The sequence below is a fragment of the Streptomyces sp. NPDC020958 genome, assembly GCF_055562175.1.
Map to the genome: position 1 here is coordinate 417,030 of NZ_JBVHFU010000004.1, position 20,327 is coordinate 437,356.

At 69.6% G+C, this 20,327-nt stretch carries 20 protein-coding genes; 9 read left to right on the forward strand and 11 right to left on the reverse strand.

From position 1 onward, the window contains the following. Positions 1-172: 172 nt before the first annotated feature. The 3 genes from ACZ3KP_RS15745 to ACZ3KP_RS15755 all read right to left on the reverse strand — a co-directional run bounded on the left by ACZ3KP_RS15745 (position 173) and on the right by ACZ3KP_RS15755 (position 3,625). Entirely contained in the window at positions 173-2,338 is a 2,166-nt protein-coding gene (locus tag ACZ3KP_RS15745; protein ID WP_467499873.1) for an ABC transporter ATP-binding protein, read from the reverse strand. Between the two features lie 93 nt (positions 2,339-2,431). Next, positions 2,432-2,566 carry a hypothetical protein gene (locus ACZ3KP_RS15750; protein ID WP_358974206.1) on the reverse strand — a complete coding sequence of 45 codons (135 nt, stop codon included), beginning with the start codon at positions 2,564-2,566 and terminating at the stop codon, positions 2,432-2,434. A gap of 249 nt (positions 2,567-2,815) precedes the next feature. Then, the gene (locus tag ACZ3KP_RS15755; RefSeq protein ID WP_467499876.1) at positions 2,816-3,625 is read right to left on the reverse strand and encodes a metallophosphoesterase family protein; all 810 of its coding nucleotides are present in this window, start codon (positions 3,623-3,625) and stop codon (positions 2,816-2,818) included. A gap of 143 nt (positions 3,626-3,768) precedes the next feature. Between ACZ3KP_RS15755 and serC the strand changes: the two genes are divergently transcribed. Further along, positions 3,769-4,887, forward strand: coding sequence for a phosphoserine transaminase (serC, locus tag ACZ3KP_RS15760; RefSeq protein ID WP_467499878.1), 1,119 nt, complete (start codon positions 3,769-3,771; stop codon positions 4,885-4,887). Positions 4,888-5,047: 160 nt separating this feature from the next. Next, positions 5,048-5,530, forward strand: coding sequence for a hypothetical protein (locus tag ACZ3KP_RS15765; RefSeq protein ID WP_467499880.1), 483 nt, complete (start codon positions 5,048-5,050; stop codon positions 5,528-5,530). A gap of 54 nt (positions 5,531-5,584) precedes the next feature. On the opposite strand, the gene gcvH is transcribed toward ACZ3KP_RS15765, so the two are convergent. The 3 genes from gcvH to ACZ3KP_RS15780 form a co-directional block, all read right to left on the reverse strand. Then, positions 5,585-5,968 carry a glycine cleavage system protein GcvH gene (gcvH, locus tag ACZ3KP_RS15770; RefSeq protein WP_467499882.1) on the reverse strand — a complete coding sequence of 128 codons (384 nt, stop codon included), beginning with the start codon at positions 5,966-5,968 and terminating at the stop codon, positions 5,585-5,587. Between the two features lie 141 nt (positions 5,969-6,109). Next, a complete protein-coding gene (locus ACZ3KP_RS15775) occupies positions 6,110-7,657 on the reverse strand; it encodes a cellulase family glycosylhydrolase (RefSeq protein ID WP_467499884.1) in 1,548 nt (515 codons plus the stop codon). A gap of 138 nt (positions 7,658-7,795) precedes the next feature. Continuing rightward, positions 7,796-8,797, reverse strand: a complete 1,002-nt coding sequence (locus ACZ3KP_RS15780; RefSeq protein ID WP_467499886.1) for a WD40 repeat domain-containing protein — start codon at positions 8,795-8,797, stop codon at positions 7,796-7,798. 94 nt (positions 8,798-8,891) lie between these two features. Between ACZ3KP_RS15780 and ACZ3KP_RS15785 the strand changes: the two genes are divergently transcribed. The 4 genes from ACZ3KP_RS15785 to ACZ3KP_RS15800 all read left to right on the forward strand — a co-directional run bounded on the left by ACZ3KP_RS15785 (position 8,892) and on the right by ACZ3KP_RS15800 (position 11,973). Then, the gene (locus tag ACZ3KP_RS15785) at positions 8,892-9,575 is read left to right on the forward strand and encodes an SGNH/GDSL hydrolase family protein (RefSeq protein ID WP_467499888.1); all 684 of its coding nucleotides are present in this window, start codon (positions 8,892-8,894) and stop codon (positions 9,573-9,575) included. An 88-nt stretch (positions 9,576-9,663) separates the two neighbouring features. After that, complete coding sequence (locus ACZ3KP_RS15790; protein ID WP_467499890.1) at positions 9,664-10,257, forward strand: Uma2 family endonuclease; 594 nt, start codon at positions 9,664-9,666, stop codon at positions 10,255-10,257. Between the two features lie 90 nt (positions 10,258-10,347). Continuing rightward, complete coding sequence (locus ACZ3KP_RS15795; protein WP_467499892.1) at positions 10,348-10,890, forward strand: Uma2 family endonuclease; 543 nt, start codon at positions 10,348-10,350, stop codon at positions 10,888-10,890. Between the two features lie 90 nt (positions 10,891-10,980). Continuing rightward, positions 10,981-11,973 (forward strand): aldo/keto reductase, encoded by a 993-nt coding sequence (locus ACZ3KP_RS15800; protein ID WP_467499894.1) that lies wholly within the window; start codon positions 10,981-10,983, stop codon positions 11,971-11,973. 198 nt (positions 11,974-12,171) lie between these two features. Here ACZ3KP_RS15800 and thpR read toward each other — a convergent pair whose 3' ends face one another. The 3 genes from thpR to ACZ3KP_RS15815 are packed head-to-tail and all read right to left on the reverse strand — an operon-like array spanning position 12,172 to position 14,605. Continuing rightward, positions 12,172-12,744 (reverse strand): RNA 2',3'-cyclic phosphodiesterase, encoded by a 573-nt coding sequence (thpR, locus tag ACZ3KP_RS15805; protein ID WP_467499896.1) that lies wholly within the window; start codon positions 12,742-12,744, stop codon positions 12,172-12,174. A gap of 46 nt (positions 12,745-12,790) precedes the next feature. Then, positions 12,791-14,140: an MFS transporter gene (locus tag ACZ3KP_RS15810; RefSeq protein WP_467499898.1), complete on the reverse strand. Its 1,350-nt coding sequence runs from the start codon at positions 14,138-14,140 to the stop codon at positions 12,791-12,793. A gap of 27 nt (positions 14,141-14,167) precedes the next feature. Next, positions 14,168-14,605 (reverse strand): MarR family winged helix-turn-helix transcriptional regulator, encoded by a 438-nt coding sequence (locus ACZ3KP_RS15815; protein WP_132891666.1) that lies wholly within the window; start codon positions 14,603-14,605, stop codon positions 14,168-14,170. A gap of 154 nt (positions 14,606-14,759) precedes the next feature. Between ACZ3KP_RS15815 and ACZ3KP_RS15820 the strand changes: the two genes are divergently transcribed. Next, entirely contained in the window at positions 14,760-14,942 is a 183-nt protein-coding gene (locus tag ACZ3KP_RS15820) for a ribbon-helix-helix protein, CopG family (protein ID WP_358974238.1), read from the forward strand. Positions 14,943-14,966: 24 nt separating this feature from the next. On the opposite strand, the gene ACZ3KP_RS15825 is transcribed toward ACZ3KP_RS15820, so the two are convergent. Next, the gene (locus ACZ3KP_RS15825; protein WP_358974241.1) at positions 14,967-16,418 is read right to left on the reverse strand and encodes an NCS2 family permease; all 1,452 of its coding nucleotides are present in this window, start codon (positions 16,416-16,418) and stop codon (positions 14,967-14,969) included. A gap of 123 nt (positions 16,419-16,541) precedes the next feature. Between ACZ3KP_RS15825 and ACZ3KP_RS15830 the strand changes: the two genes are divergently transcribed. Together ACZ3KP_RS15830 and ACZ3KP_RS15835 are read left to right on the forward strand one after the other, a co-directional pair. Next, entirely contained in the window at positions 16,542-16,799 is a 258-nt protein-coding gene (locus tag ACZ3KP_RS15830) for a DUF2530 domain-containing protein (RefSeq protein ID WP_467499902.1), read from the forward strand. Between the two features lie 129 nt (positions 16,800-16,928). Further along, positions 16,929-19,328, forward strand: a complete 2,400-nt coding sequence (locus tag ACZ3KP_RS15835) for an HAD-IC family P-type ATPase (RefSeq protein WP_467499904.1) — start codon at positions 16,929-16,931, stop codon at positions 19,326-19,328. A gap of 78 nt (positions 19,329-19,406) precedes the next feature. On the opposite strand, the gene ACZ3KP_RS15840 is transcribed toward ACZ3KP_RS15835, so the two are convergent. Beyond that, complete coding sequence (locus ACZ3KP_RS15840) at positions 19,407-20,192, reverse strand: hypothetical protein (protein WP_467499906.1); 786 nt, start codon at positions 20,190-20,192, stop codon at positions 19,407-19,409. Between the last annotated feature and the right edge of the window lie 135 nt (positions 20,193-20,327).

Below are 20,327 nucleotides of genomic sequence, written 5' to 3' on the forward strand. Positions count from 1 at the left end.
CAGAATGTGGAGTCGAGGTGAAGGAACGGCAACCGAGAGGAGACCGGAAGACGGCTTGCAGGTAGTGGTCCCGTCCTGACCGGCCAATTCGCGTCACCATGCCGCCTTCAAGCCACAGCGTGCCGAACGACGCCTTCACTCACCAGAGTCGCGGGCCGTCCGGGGCGGCCGTTCAGATGCCCGGCCACGGCTCCTCGTCGTGGAACAGGGGACGGCCGTCGGAGAGGGTGGTGGGCACATCCGCCCCGTAGCCGCCGTCCACATGGGTGGCCTCCATGTGGGCTGGCTCCGTACGGGCCTCGTACACGGGCTGCGGCCACAGGCCCGCGGTCGCGTACACGTTGTAGTCGTACATGTTTCCGTACGGCTGCTGATAGGCGTACCCACCGTCCCCGCCACCCTGCGCCGCCGCGTAGGAGGCCTGGGGCACCGCCGCCCCCGCAGCTCCCACGGCCCCCGCCGCCGGAACGGCACCGCCCTGTCCCACGAACAGCGGCAGGCGCAGCTCGCCGGTGTCCATGATGGCGTTGTTCTGGGAGCGGTGCAGCCGGGAGTAGGCGCCGCCGCGGGCGAGGAGTTCGTCGTGGCGGCCGGTCTCCACGATCCGGCCGCCGTCGACGACGAGGATGCGGTCGGCGTCGGGGGCGAGGTTCAGGTCGTGGGTGATCATGATGGTGGTACGGCCGGTCATCAGGCGGCGCAGCGGCTTGACGACGCGGCGCGCGGCCATCGCGTCCAGGCCGGTGGTCGGTTCGTCGAGGACCAGCACCGGGGCGTCGCGCAGGATGGCGCGGGCGATGGCCAGGCGCTGGAGCTGTCCGCCGGAGAGCCGGGCCGAGTTGGGGTCGACCCTGGTGTCGTAGCCGTCGGGGAGCCGGACGACGAAGTCGTGCGCGTCGGCCGCCCTCGCGGCGTCCTCGATGGCCTGGTCGCTGGCGCCGGGCCGGCCGCAGGCGATGTTGGCGCGGACGGTGTCGTGCAGGACGAGGGTCTCCTGGGGCAGGAGGGTGATGTACTCACGCAGCCGGGCCAGCGGGAAGTCGCGGACGGGGACGCCGTCGAGGAGCACGTCACCGGCGTCCGGGTCGTAGAAGCGGAGCAGCATCTTGGAGACGGTGGACTTGCCGGCGCCGCTCGGGCCGGTGATGATCACGAGTTCGCCGGGGCGGACCGTGAAGGACAGGCCGTCCAGCGCGGTCCGGTCGGCGCCGGGGTAGCGGAAGCCGACGTCGCGGACCTCGACGGCGCCGTCGGGCCGGCCGGAGTCGGTGCCGCGGCGGGGATCGGTGACCGAGGGCCGCACGTCGAGGATCTCGATCAGCCGCTCCGCGCCCGCCGTGGCGGCGGTGACGGTGAGGCCGAGCTGGGCGAGGCCGCGCACGGGCGGGTAGAGGTAGCCGAGGAAGGCGGAGAAGGCGAGGAGCTGGCCGAGGGTCATGCGGCCGGTGGAGATCTCCCAGGCGCCGATGCCGATCACCGCGAGGACGCAGACGGTCTCGATGACCGCGACGAGTTGTTCGTAGGCCTCGTTGAGTCGGGTGGAGCGGACGGAGGCGCGGAACCAGGCGTTCGCCTCCTCCTTCAGGCGCCGGCGTTCGGCGTCCCGGCGGCCGTACGCCTGGGTGAGCACGATGTTGCCGAGGGACTCCTCGACGACGGACGTGATGGCGCCGTCGGCGACCCGGCCCTGCCTGGACACGTCCTTGATGGAGCCGGAGAAGCGGCGCGCGGCCAGCCAGAACAGCGGGGCGAGGACGAAGGTGGCGGCGGCCAGGTCCCAGCGCAACCAGAACGCGGCGGCGGCGTAGAAGACCGCGCTGAACAAGGCGGACGCGGCACCCACGAGTCCGGACACGACCAGGGTCTCGATGGTGTCGACGTCGCTGGTCAGCCGGGACAGCAGGTCGCCCTGGCGGTGGCGCTGGAAGAAGTGCGGGGGCAGCTGCTGGACGTGGTCGAAGACGTGTTCGCGCAGCCGCATCACGAAGCGTTCGGTGGTCCAGGCGGCGAGGGAGTTGCCGGCGTACGCGACGATCGCGCCGACGATCGCCACGCCCAGCCACTGGGCCGCCGGGCTCCAGAAGGCGTTCAGCGAGCCCTTCTGCAGGGCGTGGTCGGTGAGGTCGCCGAAGAGGAGGATGGCCTCGGTCTCGGCGAGTGCGGCGATCACCGTGCACACCCAGACGATCACCAGCCAGCGGCGCAGGCCCCTGGTGAGCGGCCAGAAGCGGCGGAACGCGGTGCGGGCCGGAATGGTGGGCGTGTTTTCGTCGCCCTCGTCGCCTTCGTCGCCCTCCTCGTATTCGTATTCCGCGCTCTCACTCTCCTTCACGTGCATTGCACACCACCTCCACCCATCGACACCTGAATAACTGGAATTCTGGAAGCGAAAAGGACCGACGGCGAACCGTCGGCCCTTTTCAAAGCTGCGTCAGTCGTCCTGACCCGGGCCCTGGATGGGCTTCGGAGCCGGCTTCGGAGCCCTCTTCTTGGGCTTCGGCGGCGGGGGCGGGGGCAGCTGCTTCTTGGGCTTGGGGGGCAGCGGGGCGAGCTTCTTGAGGCTCATTCCGACTCCTTGAGAGTTCGTAGTGCAAGTGGTGCGATTGGTGCGAGAATTCTCTGGGGCAATGGACGGGGATTTCGGATCGTCATCCTCGGCAATCCCCGCCGCCCGACATCGATGAACCTACACGGCCCAGATCCCAAGCAACGGCAAATTCGGCTCGCCAACGGCAAACTAGTGCTGTGAATACCTGGGTAACAGCTGTATAACGGCCCCGAACCTGAGAGTTCTCTTGAGAAGCTGAGAGCCCGCTTAAGAAACAGCGCCCGCCGAACGCCCGTCCTTCGGGGCCCAGGCCGTCAGCACCTCCGCGTCCGTCGCGCGGGCGTGGAGGAAGTAGTCGGCCCACTGACCGATCTCCGGGTAGGCGCACTCCCGCACCAGACGGGCCACCGCCGTCGCCGTGTCGTACGGCGTGACGCGCAGGTCGGTGCCGGGGCCGAGGAGGCACCAGTGGGCGCCGGGGCGGCCGTAGGGCATGCCCACACTGCCCGGGTTGACGACCAGGCGGCCGTGGGCGAGGCGGACGTAGGGCATGTGGGTGTGACCGCAGACGACGGTGCCGATGTCCGGGTCGAGGGCGGTGAGGACCTCCGCCCAGCGGTTCAGGGGCGAGTCGACCAGGACGATCTCCTCGTCGTCACGGGGAGTCGCGTGGCAGAACAGGACTCGGCCGAGGCCCCGGATGCCGAGGGTCGCCGTCCGCGGCAGGGCGGCCAGGAAGTCGACCTGGGCCTCGGTCAGCGCGTTCGCCGCGAACACGCCTATGGGGTCCGGGATCTCCGTACGCTCGCCCCTGCGGTACTCCACCAGTTCCCGGTCCGCGTTCCCCGACAGCCACAGCACCCGGTCACCCAGCTCGCGCAGCCTGTCGATCACCGCGGCGGGTTGCGGGCCCGCCGTGATGTCACCGGTGAGGACGATGCGGTCGGCCTCGGACACGTCCGGCTCCGCCAGGACCGCCTCCAGCGCCGGCAGCACCCCGTGGACGTCGGAGAGGACCGCCACCCGGTCCACCACCGGGTCCGCCGTCCGGTGCGGCCCTGTGCCCTGTGCCGTCATTCCCGCATCCTCCGCCCCCTCCGTATGTGCCACAGCCGCGCCAATATCGTCGTACAACCCCACAGTCCAGGGCGTGGCGCGATCTCGTCTCATCGAACGGACACGGTTCCGTCCCGTTTCTCCCACCGGATACCCTCCGACTCGTGGCTGACATCCAGATTCCTGCTGACATCAAGCCCGCGGACGGTCGGTTCGGCGCGGGTCCCTCCAAGGTGCGGGTCGAGGCGCTGGACGCGCTGGCCGCCACCGGTACCTCCCTCCTCGGCACCTCCCACCGCCAGGCCCCGGTGAAGAACCTGGTCGGCCAGGTCCGCGAGGGCATCAGCGACCTCTTCTCCCTGCCGGACGGCTACGAGGTCGTCCTCGGCAACGGCGGCTCCACCGCCTTCTGGGACGTCGCCACCCACGGGCTGATCGACACCAAGTCCCAGCACCTCAATTTCGGCGAGTTCTCGTCCAAGTTCGCCAAGGCGGCCAAGCTCGCCCCCTGGCTGGCCGAGCCCACCGTGATCGCCTCCGACCCGGGCACCCACCCGGAGCCGCAGGCCGAGGCGGGCGTCGACGTCTACGCCTTCACCCACAACGAGACCTCGACCGGTGTCGCCATGCCGATCAAGCGGGTCACCGGCGCCGACGAGGGCGCGCTCGTGCTCGTGGACGCCACCTCCGGCGCGGGCGGCCTCCCCGTCGACGTCAGCGAGACCGACGTCTACTACTTCGCCCCGCAGAAGTCCTTCGCCTCCGACGGCGGCCTGTGGATCGGCGTCTTCTCCCCGGCCGCGATCGAGCGCGCCGAGCGCGTCCACGCGTCCGGCCGGCACGTCCCGGAGTTCTTCAGCCTCCCCACGGCGATCGACAACTCCCGCAAGAACCAGACGTACAACACCCCGGCCCTCGCCACCCTCTTCCTGCTGAACCAGCAGCTGGAGTGGCTCAACGGCCAGGGCGGCCTCGCCTTCTCCACGGCCCGGACGAAGGACTCCTCGACCCGCCTGTACACCTGGGCGGAGGAGTCGAAGTACGCCACGCCGTTCGTCTCCGACCCGGCCAAGCGCTCCCAGGTCATCGGCACGATCGACTTCGCCGACGAGATCGACGCGGCCGCCGTCGCCAAGGCGCTGCGCGCCAACGGCATCGTCGACACCGAGCCCTACCGCAAGCTCGGCCGCAACCAGCTGCGCGTCGCGATGTTCCCGGCGATCGACCCGGCGGACGTCGAGGCGCTGACGAAGTGCATCGACTACGTGATCGAGAAGCTCTAGCAGCGCCGCGGCAACTCCCGTAACAAGCTGCTGGTTTACCCGGAAGGCATGATCAAGGCAAAGCCTTCCGGGGACCGTTGAGTCCCCTTCGTCGCACACCGGACACTATGTGCCCCATGCGCCCCCTGCGGGCCGTGCGACGAAGGAGACCCACGCGCACATGAACAGACCGATACCGGGCACCGTCGAAGTGGCCGTGCGCCACGTCCTCAGCGACAAGGTGACGGGCTTCCTCGTCCGCACCCGCACCATGATCTGGAAGGACAACGTCTTCCGGGTCCGCCGCCCGGGGGCCGGCAAGCAGACCGTGGAGCTCACCTGCCCCGTCTGTGACGCGTCCCTGCTGGCCGAGGTCCGCACCGAGGCCCGTACCCGGCGCACCAGAATCATCCTGCGCGTCCTGGCCGCTGTCTGCGTGATCGTCTTCTTCACCGCCTTCCCCTACGCCGTCCACGTGGGCGGCAGAACGCTGCCCGAAGGCCAGTCACTGCCGACGCTCTTCCCCATCAGCATCGTGGCGATCGGCGTCTCGTTCGTCACCGCTCCCGCGCTCTTCGTGCAGAGCCGCATCTACAACGGCGTCAGCCTGCTGGACGCCCCCAGACCACGCCGCAGGCACAGCCTCAGGCCGGTGCGGAACTGAGCGCCGAGCACGACCGAGGGGCGCCCGGCGGACCACCGCGGGCGCCCCTCGTCGTCACTCCCCGATGAGCGCCAGGTACGCCTTGGCGTCGAGCAGCCCGTTGGAGGAGGTACCGCCGGTGGGCCGGATCCTGAAGAGCCAGGTGTCGTAGGGATCGGAGTTGACAGACTCGGGGTCGTCGACGGCGTCGGAGTTGATCTCGACGATCTCCCCGGTGACCGGCGTGTACAGGTCGGACGCCGCCTTGACCGACTCCACCGTCCCCACCGGGCGCCCGGCCTCGACCTTCGTGCCGACCTCGGGCAGCTCGAAGAAGACGATGTCACCGAGGTTCTTCTGGGCGTGGTCGGTGATGCCGACGACCAGGCTGCCGTCGGCTCCGGTGCGGATCCACTCGTGTTCTTCGGTGTAGCGGAGGTCGGTGGGCACGTGGGACATGGCTGGGCTCCTTCGGCGGTCGCGGTGCGATCGGGAACAGCCTGACGCCGGGGAACCGCACATCCGTGCATTTCGGGCGCCACGGTCCACCAAGCAGGTGACGGCGCCCGTCCCGTCCGGGCTCGGGCGCCCCGCCTCACGTCACGTCGCCGTACAGCTCACGCTCGGCACGGCACCGCCGCCCGGCGCGCCCCCGAACCCGAAGCTCGCCGAACCACCGACCGGGACCGTCCCGTTGTGCGCGGCGTTCACCGCCGTGACCGTCCCCCCGCTCTGGGTGTACGACGCGTTCCACATGTTCGTCACCTGCTGCGACCCGCTCCACGTCCAGCTCACCTTCCAGGAACCGAGCGCGGCCGTACCGGTGTTGGTGACCGTCACGGTGGCGTTGAAGCCGCTGCCCCAGTCACTGCTGACGGCGTACGAGGCCGCGCAGGAGGCGGTCGTCCCGCCGCCCCCTCCCCCGCCGCCCCCGCCGCCCCCACCGCTCCCGGTGCTCGGGAACAACGGCGCCTTGATGCTCGTCAGGTACCCGTCCTTCACGGTGTCCACGGTCGTCCAGTCGTCCTTCAGGATCCCGCCGGTGTCACCGGAGTTCGGGTTCCAGGACCAGAAGGTCCACTGGAACGAGTCGGCACCGTACGTCGACGTCGGCCGCAGGTAGCTCACCAGCGCGGCCAGCCACTTCTGGTCCACCGCCGAGGCCAGCGTGGTACCGAACTCGCCCACCCACACCGGGGCGATGTTCTGCTTGAAGATGTAGCCCCAGTACGAGTCCCACACCCCCGGCATGTTGGCCGGGAACGCCGGATCGCTGAACCAGCTCTGCTGGGCCACGCTGGTGGCGTAGTCGTGGGCCGAGTACACCACCCGGTTGGCCACGTTCAGCTGCACCGGGTACTGCGCGACACCCATCAGGTTGCCGCCCCACCAGCCCGAGACGCCGTTGAAGGTCTGCACGCCCTCCACGAAGACCAGCAGGTCCGGGTTGACGGACAGGACGGCGTTCCCGGCGCGCTGGGCGGCGAGCCGCCAGTCGACGGACACGTCCCCGCAGCCCCAGCAGGCCGGATCGTGCGGCTCGTTGTGCAGGTCGATGCCGATGACGGTCGGATCGGCCGCGTACCGTGCCGCGAGCGCCTTCAGATCGGCGATCCACGTCGACTCGGGGACGGACGAGGTGTACCAGAGCGCCGACTGGCCGCCGGCGTCCGGACGGTGCCGGTCGAGGATGACCTTGAGGCCGTCCTGCCCGGCGTACGCCACGATCCTGTCCATGACCTGCAGCGAGTTCAGCCCTCGCAGGTCGGCGTTCTTGCCGTTGCTGAAGTCGATGCTGTTGGGGACGGTCGTGCTCTTGAAGATGTCGTCGCTGTAGGGCAGCCGGATGGTGTTGTAGCCCAGCGACCTCATCTGGTCGATCATGCTCTTGTAGTCGCGCGACCAGAGGCCGTGCACCACGTAGTTGGCGGTCTCGAACCCGAACCAGTTGATCCCGGCGATCCGGACCGGCTGCCCGGCCGCGTCCAGGATCTGCCGGCCACTGGTGTGCCAGTAGCCCGCTCCCGGGGCGGTCGCCGCGTGCGCGGAGGTGGCCGCGTGCGCGGAGGTCGCCGCACCGGCGAGGGGAAGGAGGAGCGCGGCGGCCGCGGCACAGAGCGCTCTTCGCAGGCTGCGTAGGCGGAACATGGGCTGTTCCTCTCGGAGTCTCACGGAGTCTCACTTGGGGGGCGCGCGGCCGCGGAACTCGATGGGAGCGCTCCCATTCACCGCGCACCTCTTAGGAAACTGACACACCATCACCGCGTCAAGACGTACGACCGGGGTTCAGTGCCCGCGGGCCGAGGGGCGTCGCAGCCGCCGCACCCCGAAGAAGACGAGCGCGACGACACCCACGGCAACGGCGCCGACCTTGACCCCGCCGGACGCCGGGCTGTCACTGCCGCCTCCGCCCGCCGACGCCCCGTCGCCGGAGGACGGCCTGCCGGAGCCGCCGGGCACGTCCTGCGCCTGCACCGGGCTGTCGACGCCCTCGCTCCCGTACAACAGCTTGGTCCCGTCGGGTGAGTAGCTGATCGACTCGCCCTGCTTCTGGAGCGGCACGTCCAGCCGCCCCGCCCGCTTGATCCGGCCGCCGTTCCAGTCGTAGTAGATCCCGCCGAAGTAGCCGCGTACGGCGAGTTGCCCGCCGTCGGGGGAGAAGGCCGCGTCGGTGGCCCAGAGGTCGACGGCGGCGGCGGGCCTGAAGATGTTCGTGCCCGACGCCGAGAGGGTGGCGGGGCCCTCGTAGAGATGGCCGCCGTCCTCCTTCTTGTCGATGATGTACACCCGGCCCGTTTTCGGGTGCACGACGAGTGACTCCGCGTTCCGCGCGCCGTTCGCGTACTTGACGACGTACTGCGTCGCCCTGATCGTCTGGTCCACGAGCCGCTTCGGCTCGGTCAGCCTGTAGATCCAGACGTACGGCCAGCTGCCGTCGAGGTTGTCGCCGATGTCGCCGACGTAGATCTGGTTGCCGGGGCCGATGGAGATGGCCTCGACGTCGCGGGGCGTTCCGACACCGCTGAGGGTGATCCGCGCGACGGTCTTCCCGGTCGCGCTGTCGACGGCGTAGATGTACGGGCCGTCGCCGCTGTCGTTGTGGGTCCAGTAGACGCCGGGGTGGAGGTGGGAGGCGGCGAGACCGCTGGACTCGGTGATGCGCGGGTCCTTGATCGTGAACCCGTGGTCGCCCGCGCCACCGGCCCCGTCGGCGGCGGAGGCGGGCGCGGCGGCGAGGGCACCCGTGAGCAGGAGCCCGGCGAGAAGGGCGAGCGGTCGTCGACGCATGGGCCAAGCCTGCCATCCCGCTCCCCGGGGCACGTGGTGGGCCTCACACGCCGCACCGGCCCCCGCCCTCCCCGTGATCGTCCATCATGAGCGGATGCTCAGGTTCATGCCCGTCGGGGACTCGATGACGATCGGCAGCGCGGGCGAACACACGTGGCGGTACCGCATGTGGCAACACCTGTGCGCGACGTACGGCGGTCCGTTCACGCTGGTCGGCCCGCGCGAGACGCTGTACGACAAGTCGGCCGAGGCCCCGACGTCGTACGCCTACGCCGATCCCGGCTTCCCGGGCGCCCACCTGGCCGGCTGGGGCGAGGGCTGGCTGCACATGGCCCCGCTGATCGGGGAGGCGGTACGGGCGCACCGCGCGGACGTGCTGCTCGTCTCCCTCGGCCTGATCGACCTGGGCTTCTACACGAACGCCGAGCAGACGGCCGCGAACGCACGGTCCTTCGTGGCAGCGGCACGGGAGGCCCGCCCGCGGATCCGGATGGTGGTGCTGCCGGTGATCCCGAACATCCGGGCCGCCTCGGACGAGGCGTTCGCCGCCCAGGTCGACCGGTTCAACGTGCTGCTCGCGAAGGTGGTCGCCGACCTGGACGAGCCCCGGTCGCCGCTCCTGCTGGCCTCGCCCCCGGAGTCGTACGACATCGACACGGACACCTACGACGGCACGCACCCGAACGCGAGCGGGGAGCACCGGATCGCGGGGGCGTTCGCGGAGGCGATGTGGCAGGGGTGGGGCCTGGGACAGCCGTACGAGGCCGCAACGAACTGACCGAAATCGGCCGTCGCCCGGTCACCGTGCGTATCGTTGAACCGCGCGGCCGCACCCGTTCGTGGGGCGGCCGGGGAGGAGCGCCACGATGACCGTCCTGGAGGACAGGATCGACATGGCCGACGCCGACGCCAACACCCAGCGCCTCGACGAGTGGTTCGAGCGCCTTGAGCGGATGCCCGTCCCCGAAGGTTTCCGGGTCGAGATCGTCGAGGGCAACGTATTCATGGTGCCGCAGCGGAGCACGCATTGGTTGATCATCCGGGAGATCATGCGAGCCCTGGAAAACAGGTTCGGGGAGGATGTCATCGTTTTCACAGACGTCCGTATCGATTTTCCCGGGTACGAGAACGGCTTCTGCCCGGACATCGCCATGCTCAAGGACTCGGCGAAGACTGACGCCACGGGACACTGGCGCTACCAGGACGTGGAGTTCGTCGCCGAGGTGATCTCCAAGGGCACGGCAGCCAACGACTACGGTCCGAAGAGGACCGCGTATGCGGAAGCCGAGGTCCCCGTCTATGTCATCGCGGACCCCTACCAAGGGCGCTGCCACGTCTACACGGACCCCAAGGACGGCGACTACGCCGACCCCGTACGGGTCGATTTCGGCACCCCCGTCGACCTGACCGGCACCGTGCTCGACCTCGTCATCAAAACCGACAGGTTCCCCCGCGACTGACGACCGAAATCCGCCGTTGCCCGGTCACCGTGCGTATCGTTGAACCGCGCGGCCGCACCCGTGTGGAGGCGGCTGGCGAGGAGTGCCAGGATGACCGTCCTCGACGAGCTGTTCGAGCAGATCGAGAAGATGCCCGCCTTCGAGGGGTACAAGGTCGAGATCGTCGAGGGAACCGTCTTCATGTCGCCACAGCGGGACGCCCGCTGGGAGATCATCGCGGACATCTACGAACAGTTGCGGACCACGTACCCCCGGAAGCGGGTCAAGTCCGACGTCCGCATCGACTACCCGGGGCACCTCAACGGGTTCGCGTCGGACGTGACGTTGATGGCCGAGGACGCCGCCAAGACGGACAGCGGGCTCTGGCGTCACCAGGACGTCGAGTTCGTGGCCGAGGTCATCTCCAAGGGCACGGCGGCGAACGACTACGGAGCGAAGAAGGCCGCCAACGCCACGGCCGAGGTCCCCGTCTACCTGATCGCCGACCCCTATCAGCGCCGCTGTCACGTCTACACCCACCCCAAGGGTGAGGACTACACGACCGAGACACGGGTCGCGTTCGGGGCTGACGTCGACCTCACGGGAACCGTGCTCGGACTCACTCTGAACACCGCCGAGTTCCCCACCGACTAGCCCTTTGCGCAGGGCATGTGGCCAGGTCCCGGTCCTTCTTTTCCGCGGGTCCTTGCCTAGAGCGCACTCCACGCCGTTGGCTGGGTGACCATGAAGTACACGCAGCTCGGACGTACCGGACTCAGGGTCAGCCGACTCGTCCTCGGCACCATGAACTTCGGCCCGCAGACCGACGAGGCCGACAGCCACGCGATCATGGACGCGGCGCTGGACGCGGGCATCAACTTCTTCGACACGGCCAACGTCTATGGGTGGGGTGAGAACAAGGGCCGTACCGAGACCATCATCGGCAACTGGTTCGCCAAGGACCCCGCGCACCGCGACAAGGTCGTGCTCGCCACCAAGGTGTACGGCAACATGGCCGCGGACGGCGACGCCTGGCCCAACCACGACAAGCTCTCCGCGCTGAACATCCGGCGCGCCGTGGACGCGAGCCTCAAGCGGCTCCAGACCGACCACATCGACGTCTACCAGTTCCACCACGTCGACCGCCGGACCCCCTTCGAGGAGATCTGGCAGGCCATCGACGTGCTGGTGCAGCAGGGCAAGATCCTCTACGTGGGGTCGTCCAACTTCCCCGGGTACAAGATCGCCCAGGCCAACGAGATCGCCGCCCGGCGCGGCGGGACCATCGGGCTGGTCAGCGAGCAGTGCCTCTACAACCTCGCCGAGCGGCGCGCCGAGATGGAGGTGATCCCGGCCGCGCAGGAGTACGGCCTCGGGGTGATCCCCTGGTCGCCGCTGCACGGCGGACTGCTCGGCGGTGTGATCAAGAAGGAGGTGGAGGGCGGGCGCCGGGCCGGTGGCCGGGCCGCCGACGCCCTCGCCAACACCACCCTCCGCGCCCAGGTGCAGGCCTACGAGGACCTGCTCGACAAGCACGGCGTGGAGCCGGGCGAGGCCGCGCTGGCCTGGCTGCTGACCCGGCCGGGGGTCACCGGCCCGATCGTCGGCCCGCGCACCGCCGAGCAGCTGGCGTCCGCGCTGCGGGCGGTGGAGCTGGAACTGAGCGACGAGCTCCTGACCGGCCTGGACGAGATCTTCCCGGGCCCGGGGCCGGCCCCGGAGGCCTTCGCCTGGTAGGCGCCCCGTAGGGATGAGCGCCCCACAGGGGCGCGGGGAACTGCGCGACCGGCCACCGACGGCCCGCAGCCGAAAACGGCGGCGCAGTTCCCCGTCCGGCCCTCACCTCATCGCGGACGCCAGGGCAACCACCACGAACAACAGCACAAGCACACCGGCCATGATCCGGTTCCGGGTCTTCGGGTCCACGCGACGAGCCTAACCGGCCGCGCCCAGCCCCCAGCGGGCGACCACCTCGTACCGGGGCTGCTCCCCCGGCACCCCCGACGTCGGCAGGTTGCTGCGCACCAGCGCCAGCTCCCCCACCGTCCAGCTCCGGCTCGCGAACTCGGCGAGCAGCGCGACGTACGGCCGTACGTTCACCGCCTCCCGGCTCCTGGCCACCGTCAGGTGGGCCTGGTAGCGGCGGTGCTCCCCCATCGGCACGCCCGCCTTGCGCGCCGCCGCCTCCGCGCGGTCGGCCAGCAGGCGCAGGGCGGCCAGATCGCCGTCCGCACCCGCCCACAGGGCCCGGCCGCGCCCGAACTGCCCGCCGCCCGCGACGGCCAGCGCGAAGGGCGCGGTACGGTGCGCCGCGCGGGCCAGCCGCTCCGAGAGGTCCGGTACGACGCCGTCCTCGACCTCGCCGTAGAACGCGAGCGTGTAGTGCCAGCCGGGCCGCCCGGTCCAGCGCAGCGCGTCCGCGCCCGGCATCCGGCGCAGCCGGTCGACGGCACCGGCGAGTTCCCCGACCACGTCGGCGGGCGGCAGCACAGCGGCGAAGAGTCTCATACCGCCACCCTGCCATCCGAGGGGGCGTGCGCTGGAGGGCCGGGGGTCAGGCCGCTGGGGCCAGTTGTTCCTGGGTTTCTCTCGGGACGAAGCGGACCCGGGGGTGGCCGCCCTGCCAGGCGACCGAGAGTCGCAGGTTGCCGACGCGGGCCAGGACGAGGCCGATGCCGACCGCCGCGGTGCCGGCGATCGCGCCGCCGACGGCGAGGCCCGCCCGGACGCCGTACGCGTCCGTGATCCAGCCGGCGATGGGGGCGCCGATGGGCGAGCCGCCCATGAACACCATCATGTAGAGGGCCATCACGCGGCCGCGCATGGCCGGATCGGTACCCATCTGGACCGTGGTGTTGCCCGTGACGTTGACCGTCATCCCGAACATGCCGATCGGCACCATGAGCAGGGCGAACAGCCACAGGGACGGGGCCGTGGCGGCCACCACCTCCAGGGTCCCGAAGGCGACCGCGGCCGCGATCATCACGCGCATCCTGGCCGTACCGCGCCTGGCCGCGAGCAGGGCACCGACCAGGGAGCCGACCGCCATCAGCGTGTTGAAGAGGCTGTAGGAGCCGGCGCCCGCGTGGAAGACGTCGTCGGCGAAGGCGGACAGGTACACCGGGAAGTTGAAGCCGAAGGTGCCGACGAACCCGATCAGGACGATGGTCCAGATGAGGTCGGGGCGGCCGGCGACGTAGTGCAGACCCTCCCGGAGCTGGCCCTTGCCTCTCGGCGCACGCTCCACCACGTGCAGGTCACGTGCGCGCATCAGCACCAGGCCGACGATCGGGGCGACGAAGGACAGGCCGTTGAAGAGGAACGCCCAGCCCGTGCCCACGCCGGTGATCATCAGACCGGCGACGGCGGGGCCGACGAGGCGGGCCGACTGGAAGTTCGCGGAGTTCAGGCTGACCGCGTTCTGCAACTGGGCCGGGCCGACCATCTCGGAGACGAAGGACTGGCGGGCCGGGTTGTCGACGACCGTGGCGAGGCCGACGAAGAAGGCGGCGAGGTAGACGTGCCAGACCTGGACGTGTCCGGAGAGGGTCAGCAGCGCGAGCGCGATGCCGGTGAGGCCCATGGCGCTCTGGGTGACGAGGAGGGCGCGCCGCTTGTTCAGCCGGTCGACGAGGACTCCGCCGTAGAGGCCGAAGAGCAGCATCGGCAGGAACTGCAGGGCGGTGGTGACACCGACGGCCGTCGCGGAGCCGGTGAGGCTGAGGACCAGCCAGTCCTGGGCGATGCGCTGCATCCAGGTGCCGATGTTCGAGACGACCTGGCCCGCGAAGAACAGGCGGTAGTTCCTGACCTTCAGCGAGCTGAACATCGACGACTTGCGGGGTGTGGGGGTAGTAGGGGCGGTCGGTGCGGGGGCGGAAGGTGCTCCGGATCCCGTACTCAAAGTGGGTTCGCCTCCTCGTAGAGCGTCTTACAGATGTGCGAGCTTCTCCAGTACGGGGGCGGCTGCGCGCAGCTTCGCCCACTCGTCCTCGTCGAGACCGTCGACCAGGCCGGCCAGGAACGCGTTGCGCTTGCGGCGGCTCTCCTCGAGCATCGCCTCGGCCTGTTCGGTCCTGGTGACGACCTTCTGGCGCCGGTCGTCGGGGTGCGGCTCCAGCCGGACCAGTCCCTTGGCCTCCAGCAGTGCCACGATGCGGGTCATCGAGGGCGGCTGGACGTGCTCCTTGCGGGCGAGTTCACCGGGGGTGGCCTGGCCGCAGCGGGAGAGGGTGCCCAGCACCGACATCTCGGTGGGGCTCAGCGACTCGTCGACCCGCTGGTGCTTGAGCCGTCGCGAGAGCCGCATCACGGCGGAGCGGAGAGAGTTCACGGCGGCCGCGTCGTCGCCATGGGTGAGGTCCGACATGTTCTCCACAGTAACTCGTTACTCTAACTAAGGACCACTCGGGACACGCCCAAATGCCCGTGACCTCGGCCACTGAACCGCAACATCACCCGTACGAGTGAGACAAGTCCGGAAAGTGACGCACCGGAGGCGCGGATGTGGCGCCCTCGTACCCATGGGGACCAGTGTGCTCAGCCTGCGGATAGACAAAGAGCTGCTCGACCGGCTCCGGCACCACGCGGCCAAAAGAGGAATGAGCGTCCAGGACTACGTGGTCCGGACGCTCATTCGCGACGACTTCGACGAGCGGTTCTCGGCCGCCGTCGAGGAGACGGAGAAGTTCTACGGGGTCACCTGAGGGGCCAGGTCGGACCCTGGGCCGTCAGGTCAGGCCCAGGGCCGGCATCAGGTAGTAGAAGGCGAAGACCGCCGAGACGACGTACATCGCGACCGGGACCTCCTTGGCCCTGCCGACGGCGAGGCGCATCAGCACGAAGGTGATGAAGCCCATGCCGATGCCGTTCGTGATCGAGTAGGTGAACGGCATCATCACCATGGTCACGAAGGCCGGGATCGCCAGGGTGTAGTCCGCCCAGTCGATCTCCTTGACCGAACCGGCCAGGATCAGGAAGCCGACCGCGAGCAGCGCGGGGGTGGCGGCCTGGGACGGGACCATCGTGGCGACGGGCGTCAGGAACAGCGCCACGACGAAGAGACCGCCGGTGACGACGTTGGCGAAGCCGGTACGGGCGCCCTCGCCGACGCCGGCCGTCGACTCGACGAAGCAGGTGGTGGCCGAGGAGGAGCTGGCACCGCCGGCGGCGACCGCGACACCGTCGATGAAGAGGACCTTGTTGATGCCCGGCATGTAGCCCTCGGCGTCGGTCAGCTTGGCCTCGTCGCTGACGCCCATGATCGTGCCCATGGCGTCGAAGAAGCAGGACAGCAGCACCGTGAAGACGAACAGGACGCCGGTCAGCACGCCGACCTTGTCGAAGCCGCCGAACAGGCTGACCTTGCCGAGCAGGCCGAAGTCCGGCGTGGAGACGGGGTTGCCCGGCCAGGTCGGGACGGTCAGGCCCCAGGTGGTCACGTGCGCGACGGAGTTGATGATCAGCGCCAGCACGGTCATCGCGACGATCGAGATCAGGATCGCGCCGGAGACCTTGCGGACGATCAGGGCGAGGGTGAGCAGTGCGCCGAGCACGAAGACCAGGACCGGCCAGCCGTTGAGGTGACCGTCGCTGCCGAGCTGGAGCGGGACGGTGGTCTGGGCGGCGTCCGGGATGCGGGTGACGAAGCCGGAGTCCACCAGCCCGATCAGCATGATGAACAGGCCGATGCCGATGGAGATCGCCTTGCGCAGGCTGTAGGGGACGGCGTTCATGACGCGCTCGCGCAGACCGCTGGCGACCAGCAGCATCACGACGATGCCGGCCAGCACCACCATGCCCATGGCGTCCGGCCAGGACATCCGGGGTGCCAGCTGGAGCGCGACGACGGAGTTCACGCCGAGGCCGGCGGCCAGTGCGATCGGGACGTTGCCGATGACGCCCATGAGCAGCGTCGTGAAGGCCGCGGTGATGACGGTGGCGGTGACCAGCTGACCGTGGTCGAGCTGATGGCCGTACACGTCCTTCGCGCTGCCGAGGATGATCGGGTTCAGCACGATGATGTAGGCCATCGCGAAGAACGTGGCGAAGCCACCGCGCACCTCGCGGCCCAGGGTGCTGCCCCGCTCGGAGATCTTGAAGTAACGGTCGAGCGCGCCGTACGCGGGAGTCGCACCCGGCTGTTCGGGGGCGGGGGCCTTGGTGGAAGCCGGGGTTGACATTGGAGGTTCCTACGAGCAGAAGTGGCCAGAGACAAACGGTTTCAGTATGAACGTATGATTACTAGATCGCTATCTCCGCGCGTAGACCCCGGGTCCGGCAAGGGGGTGCGTAAGCTGAGCGCCATGGCGAAGTGGACCCCCAAGCACGAGGCACCGGAACCCCTGGAGGGGCCGGTCGTGCCGACGATCATCGGCGGCACGATCGTCTGGTTCGTCCTCTTCCTGGCCCAGCTCCCGTTCTACGGCTGGTTCTCCGACAACGGCCACACCTGGTGGATCTGGACCTGCCTGGCCGGCGGCGGCCTCGGGCTGATCGGCGTCTGGTACGTGAAGCGGCGCGACGCCGCGATCAAGCGGGCGGAAGCGGCACGCTCCCTGTAGGACCCCCGCGCCCCCTGGAGGACCCCCGCGGCGTCGGCTACGACCTACGCACGACATCGGTCATCCCCCGGTCGGATCTTTGGTGCACTCGGCAGGTGAACGTGCAAATCCGCACGTACCGTCGAATGCATGCAGCACATCGACGCGGGCGCCGAGCTCGACCCCGTGCATCCCGTACCGCTGCCCGCCCCGGCCAGGGCCACCGGCCTGACGACGGCCGAGGTCGCGGAGCGGGTCGCCCGGGGTCAGGTGAACGACGTACCGCTGCGCAGCAGCCGCTCGTTCGGCGAGATCGTGCGCGCCAACGTGTTCACCCGGTTCAACGCGATCATCGGTGTGCTGTGGGTGGTCATGCTGTTCGTGGCGCCGATCCAGGACAGCCTGTTCGGCTTCGTGATCCTCGCCAACACGGGCATCGGCATCGTGCAGGAGTGGCGGGCGAAGCAGACGCTGGACTCGCTCGCGGTGATCGGCGAGGCCCGGCCGACCGTGCGCCGGGACGGGGCCGCCGTCGAAGTGGGCACGAGCGAGATCGTGCTGGACGACCTGATCGAGATCGGCCCCGGCGACAAGATCGTCGTGGACGGGGTGTGCGCCGAGGCCGACGGCCTGGAGATCGACGAGTCGCTGCTCACCGGCGAGGCCGACCCGGTCGTCAAACGACCCGGCGACCAGGTGATGTCGGGGTCCTTCGTGGTGGCGGGCGGTGGCGCGTTCGCGGCGACCAAGGTCGGCCGGGAGGCCTACGCGGCCCAGCTCGCCGAGGAGGCGTCCCGCTTCACCCTCGTCCACTCCGAGCTGCGCACCGGCATCTCGACCATCCTCAAGTACGTGACCTGGATGATGGTCCCGGCCGCGATCGGCCTGGTCGTCACCCAGCTGGTCGTGAAGAACAACGGCGTCAAGGACGCCGTGGCCCGCACCGTCGGCGGCATCGTCCCGATGGTCCCCGAGGGCCTCGTGCTCCTCACCTCCGTCGCCTTCGCGATCGGCGTGATCCGGCTGGGCCGGCAGCAGTGCCTGGTCCAGGAGCTCCCCGCGATCGAGGGCCTGGCCCGCATCGACACCGTCTGCCTCGACAAGACCGGCACCCTCACCGAGGGCGGCATGGACGTCACCGAACTGCGGGCACTGAACGGGGCCGACGAGTCGTACATCCGTACCGTGCTGGGCTCGCTCGGCGAGTCCGACCCGCGTCCCAACGCCTCCCTCCAGGCGATCATCGACGCCTGTCCCGACAGCGAGGAGTGGCGGTGCGTGGAGTCGCTGCCGTTCTCCTCCGCCCGCAAGTACAGCGGGGCGACCTTCAGCGAGGGCGACGGGGAGACCAGCACCTGGCTGCTGGGCGCGCCGGACGTGCTGCTCGGCGCCGACGACCCGGCCCTGGCCGAAACCGTGCGCCTCAACGAGGAAGGGCTGCGGGTGCTGCTGCTGGCCCGCGCCACCCGGGACCTCGACCACGCGAGGGTCGCCGAGGGCGCCCGTCCGACCGCGCTGGTGGTCCTGGCCCAGCGGCTGCGCCCGGACGCGGCCGACACCCTGCGCTACTTCGCCGCCCAGGACGTCCGGGCGAAGGTCATCTCCGGTGACAACGCGGTGTCGGTCGGTGCCGTGGCCGCGAAGCTCGGGCTGAGCGGTACGACGGTGGACGCGCGCCGGCTGCCCGCCGACCCCGGCGACATGGCCGAGGCGCTGGACCGGGGCACCGTGTTCGGGCGGGTCACCCCGCAGCAGAAGCGGGACATGGTGGGGGCGCTGCAGTCACGCGGGCACACGGTCGCGATGACCGGCGACGGCGTGAACGACGTGCTCGCCCTGAAGGACGCCGACATCGGGGTCGCGATGGGCTCGGGGTCCGAGGCGACCCGGGCGGTCGCCCAGATCGTGCTGCTCGACAACAGCTTCGCCACCCTGCCCTCGGTGGTGGCCGAGGGCCGCCGGGTGATCGGCAACATCACGCGGGTCGCGACGCTCTTCCTGGTCAAGACCGTGTACTCGGTGCTGCTGGCGGTGCTGGTGGTCTGCTGGCAGGTGGAGTACCCCTTCCTGCCGCGGCACCTGACGCTGCTGTCGACCCTCACCATCGGCGTCCCGGCGTTCTTCCTCGCCCTGGCCCCCAACAGGGAACGGGCCAGACCCCACTTCGTCCGCCGGGTGATGCGCTACTCGATCCCGGGCGGGGTGGTGGCCGGGGTCGCGACCTTCGTGACGTACCTGATCGCCCGCCACCACTACACCGGCAGTGACGCGCTGGACGCGGAGACCAGCGCGGCGACCCTGACCCTGTTCCTGGTCTCGATGTGGATCCTGGCGATCGTCGCCCGTCCCTACACCTGGTGGCGGGTGGTCCTGGTCGCGTCGATGGGCGTGGCGTTCGTCTGCGTGCTGGCGGTGCCGGCGTTGCAGAGCTTCTTCGCGCTGAAGCTGGTGGGGGTGGCGATGCCGTGGACTGCCGTCGGCGTGGCCGTGGTGGCGTCGGTGCTGCTGGAGTTTCTTTGGAAGTGGGTGGAGCGGAAATATCCGGTGTGATGCGGTGCGGTGCGGGGAACCGCGCGGGCCCGGTGGGGCTGGTCGCGCAGTTCCCCGCGCCCCTTACGGGGCGCTGCCCTACTGCACGTCGACGTAGTCGCCGGTGGCGTTGACCGCCGGGGTCGTGGACGTCCCCGCGAAGGAGTAGCGGTAGTAGCCGTCGACCGTCGCCGTGGTCGTCGTCTTCAGGGCGCCCGTGGCGGACGACTTGATGGTCTTCAGGGTGGTGTAGGTGCTGGAGCCCTTCTTACGGAACTGCAGCTTCACCGACTGGCTCGCGTAGCCCGAGTACTTCTTCGCGTCCCAGTTGGCGCGGGTCAGGGAGCCGGTGACCGTGATGGTCCTGCCCTTCTTGACCGGCTCGGGGGTGGCGTTGACGGTCAGCTTGGACAGGCGCTGGACCGAGACCTTGCCCAGGTTGTTCGTGAACGCGGGGTTGTCGTAGTTCTTGTCGAAGGCGACGCCGCCGGACTGCCAGGTACCGGCGATGCTGTTGACCAGGTCGGCGCGGCTGACGCTCAGGGTGGCCTTGCAGCTCTGGACGGTCGTCGAGCTGTCCGTGCAGCTGGGCTCGCCGGACGGGGCGACGCCGTACTCGGACTTCTCGATCGTGGAGCCGTGGTAGATGACCGGCATGGCGAAGAAGTCGCTGGTCTTCAGGCCGGCGGCGTGGGTCACCTTGTAGGTGATAGTGAACTTCACGGAGCCCGTGGCGGGCACGACGATGGCCTTGCCACCGTTGACCTTCATGGTGGAGAAGGTGATGTCCGGCGCGGTGCTGCCGACGGCGTGAGCGGCCGGAGCGACGAACGCGGACAGGGCCAGGGCGCCGGAGACGGCGGCCACAGTGGCACGAATGCGCATGGATTCCCCACGTGGAGAAGAGTGGGCGCGAGGCCCAGAGAACTAGGGAGTCTGTTGACTCGGGTGATGTGATCCACGAGAGGGGTGAATGGTTGTACGGGTGAGACGCAATCCGGCCAGCTTTTACTTCCTTTA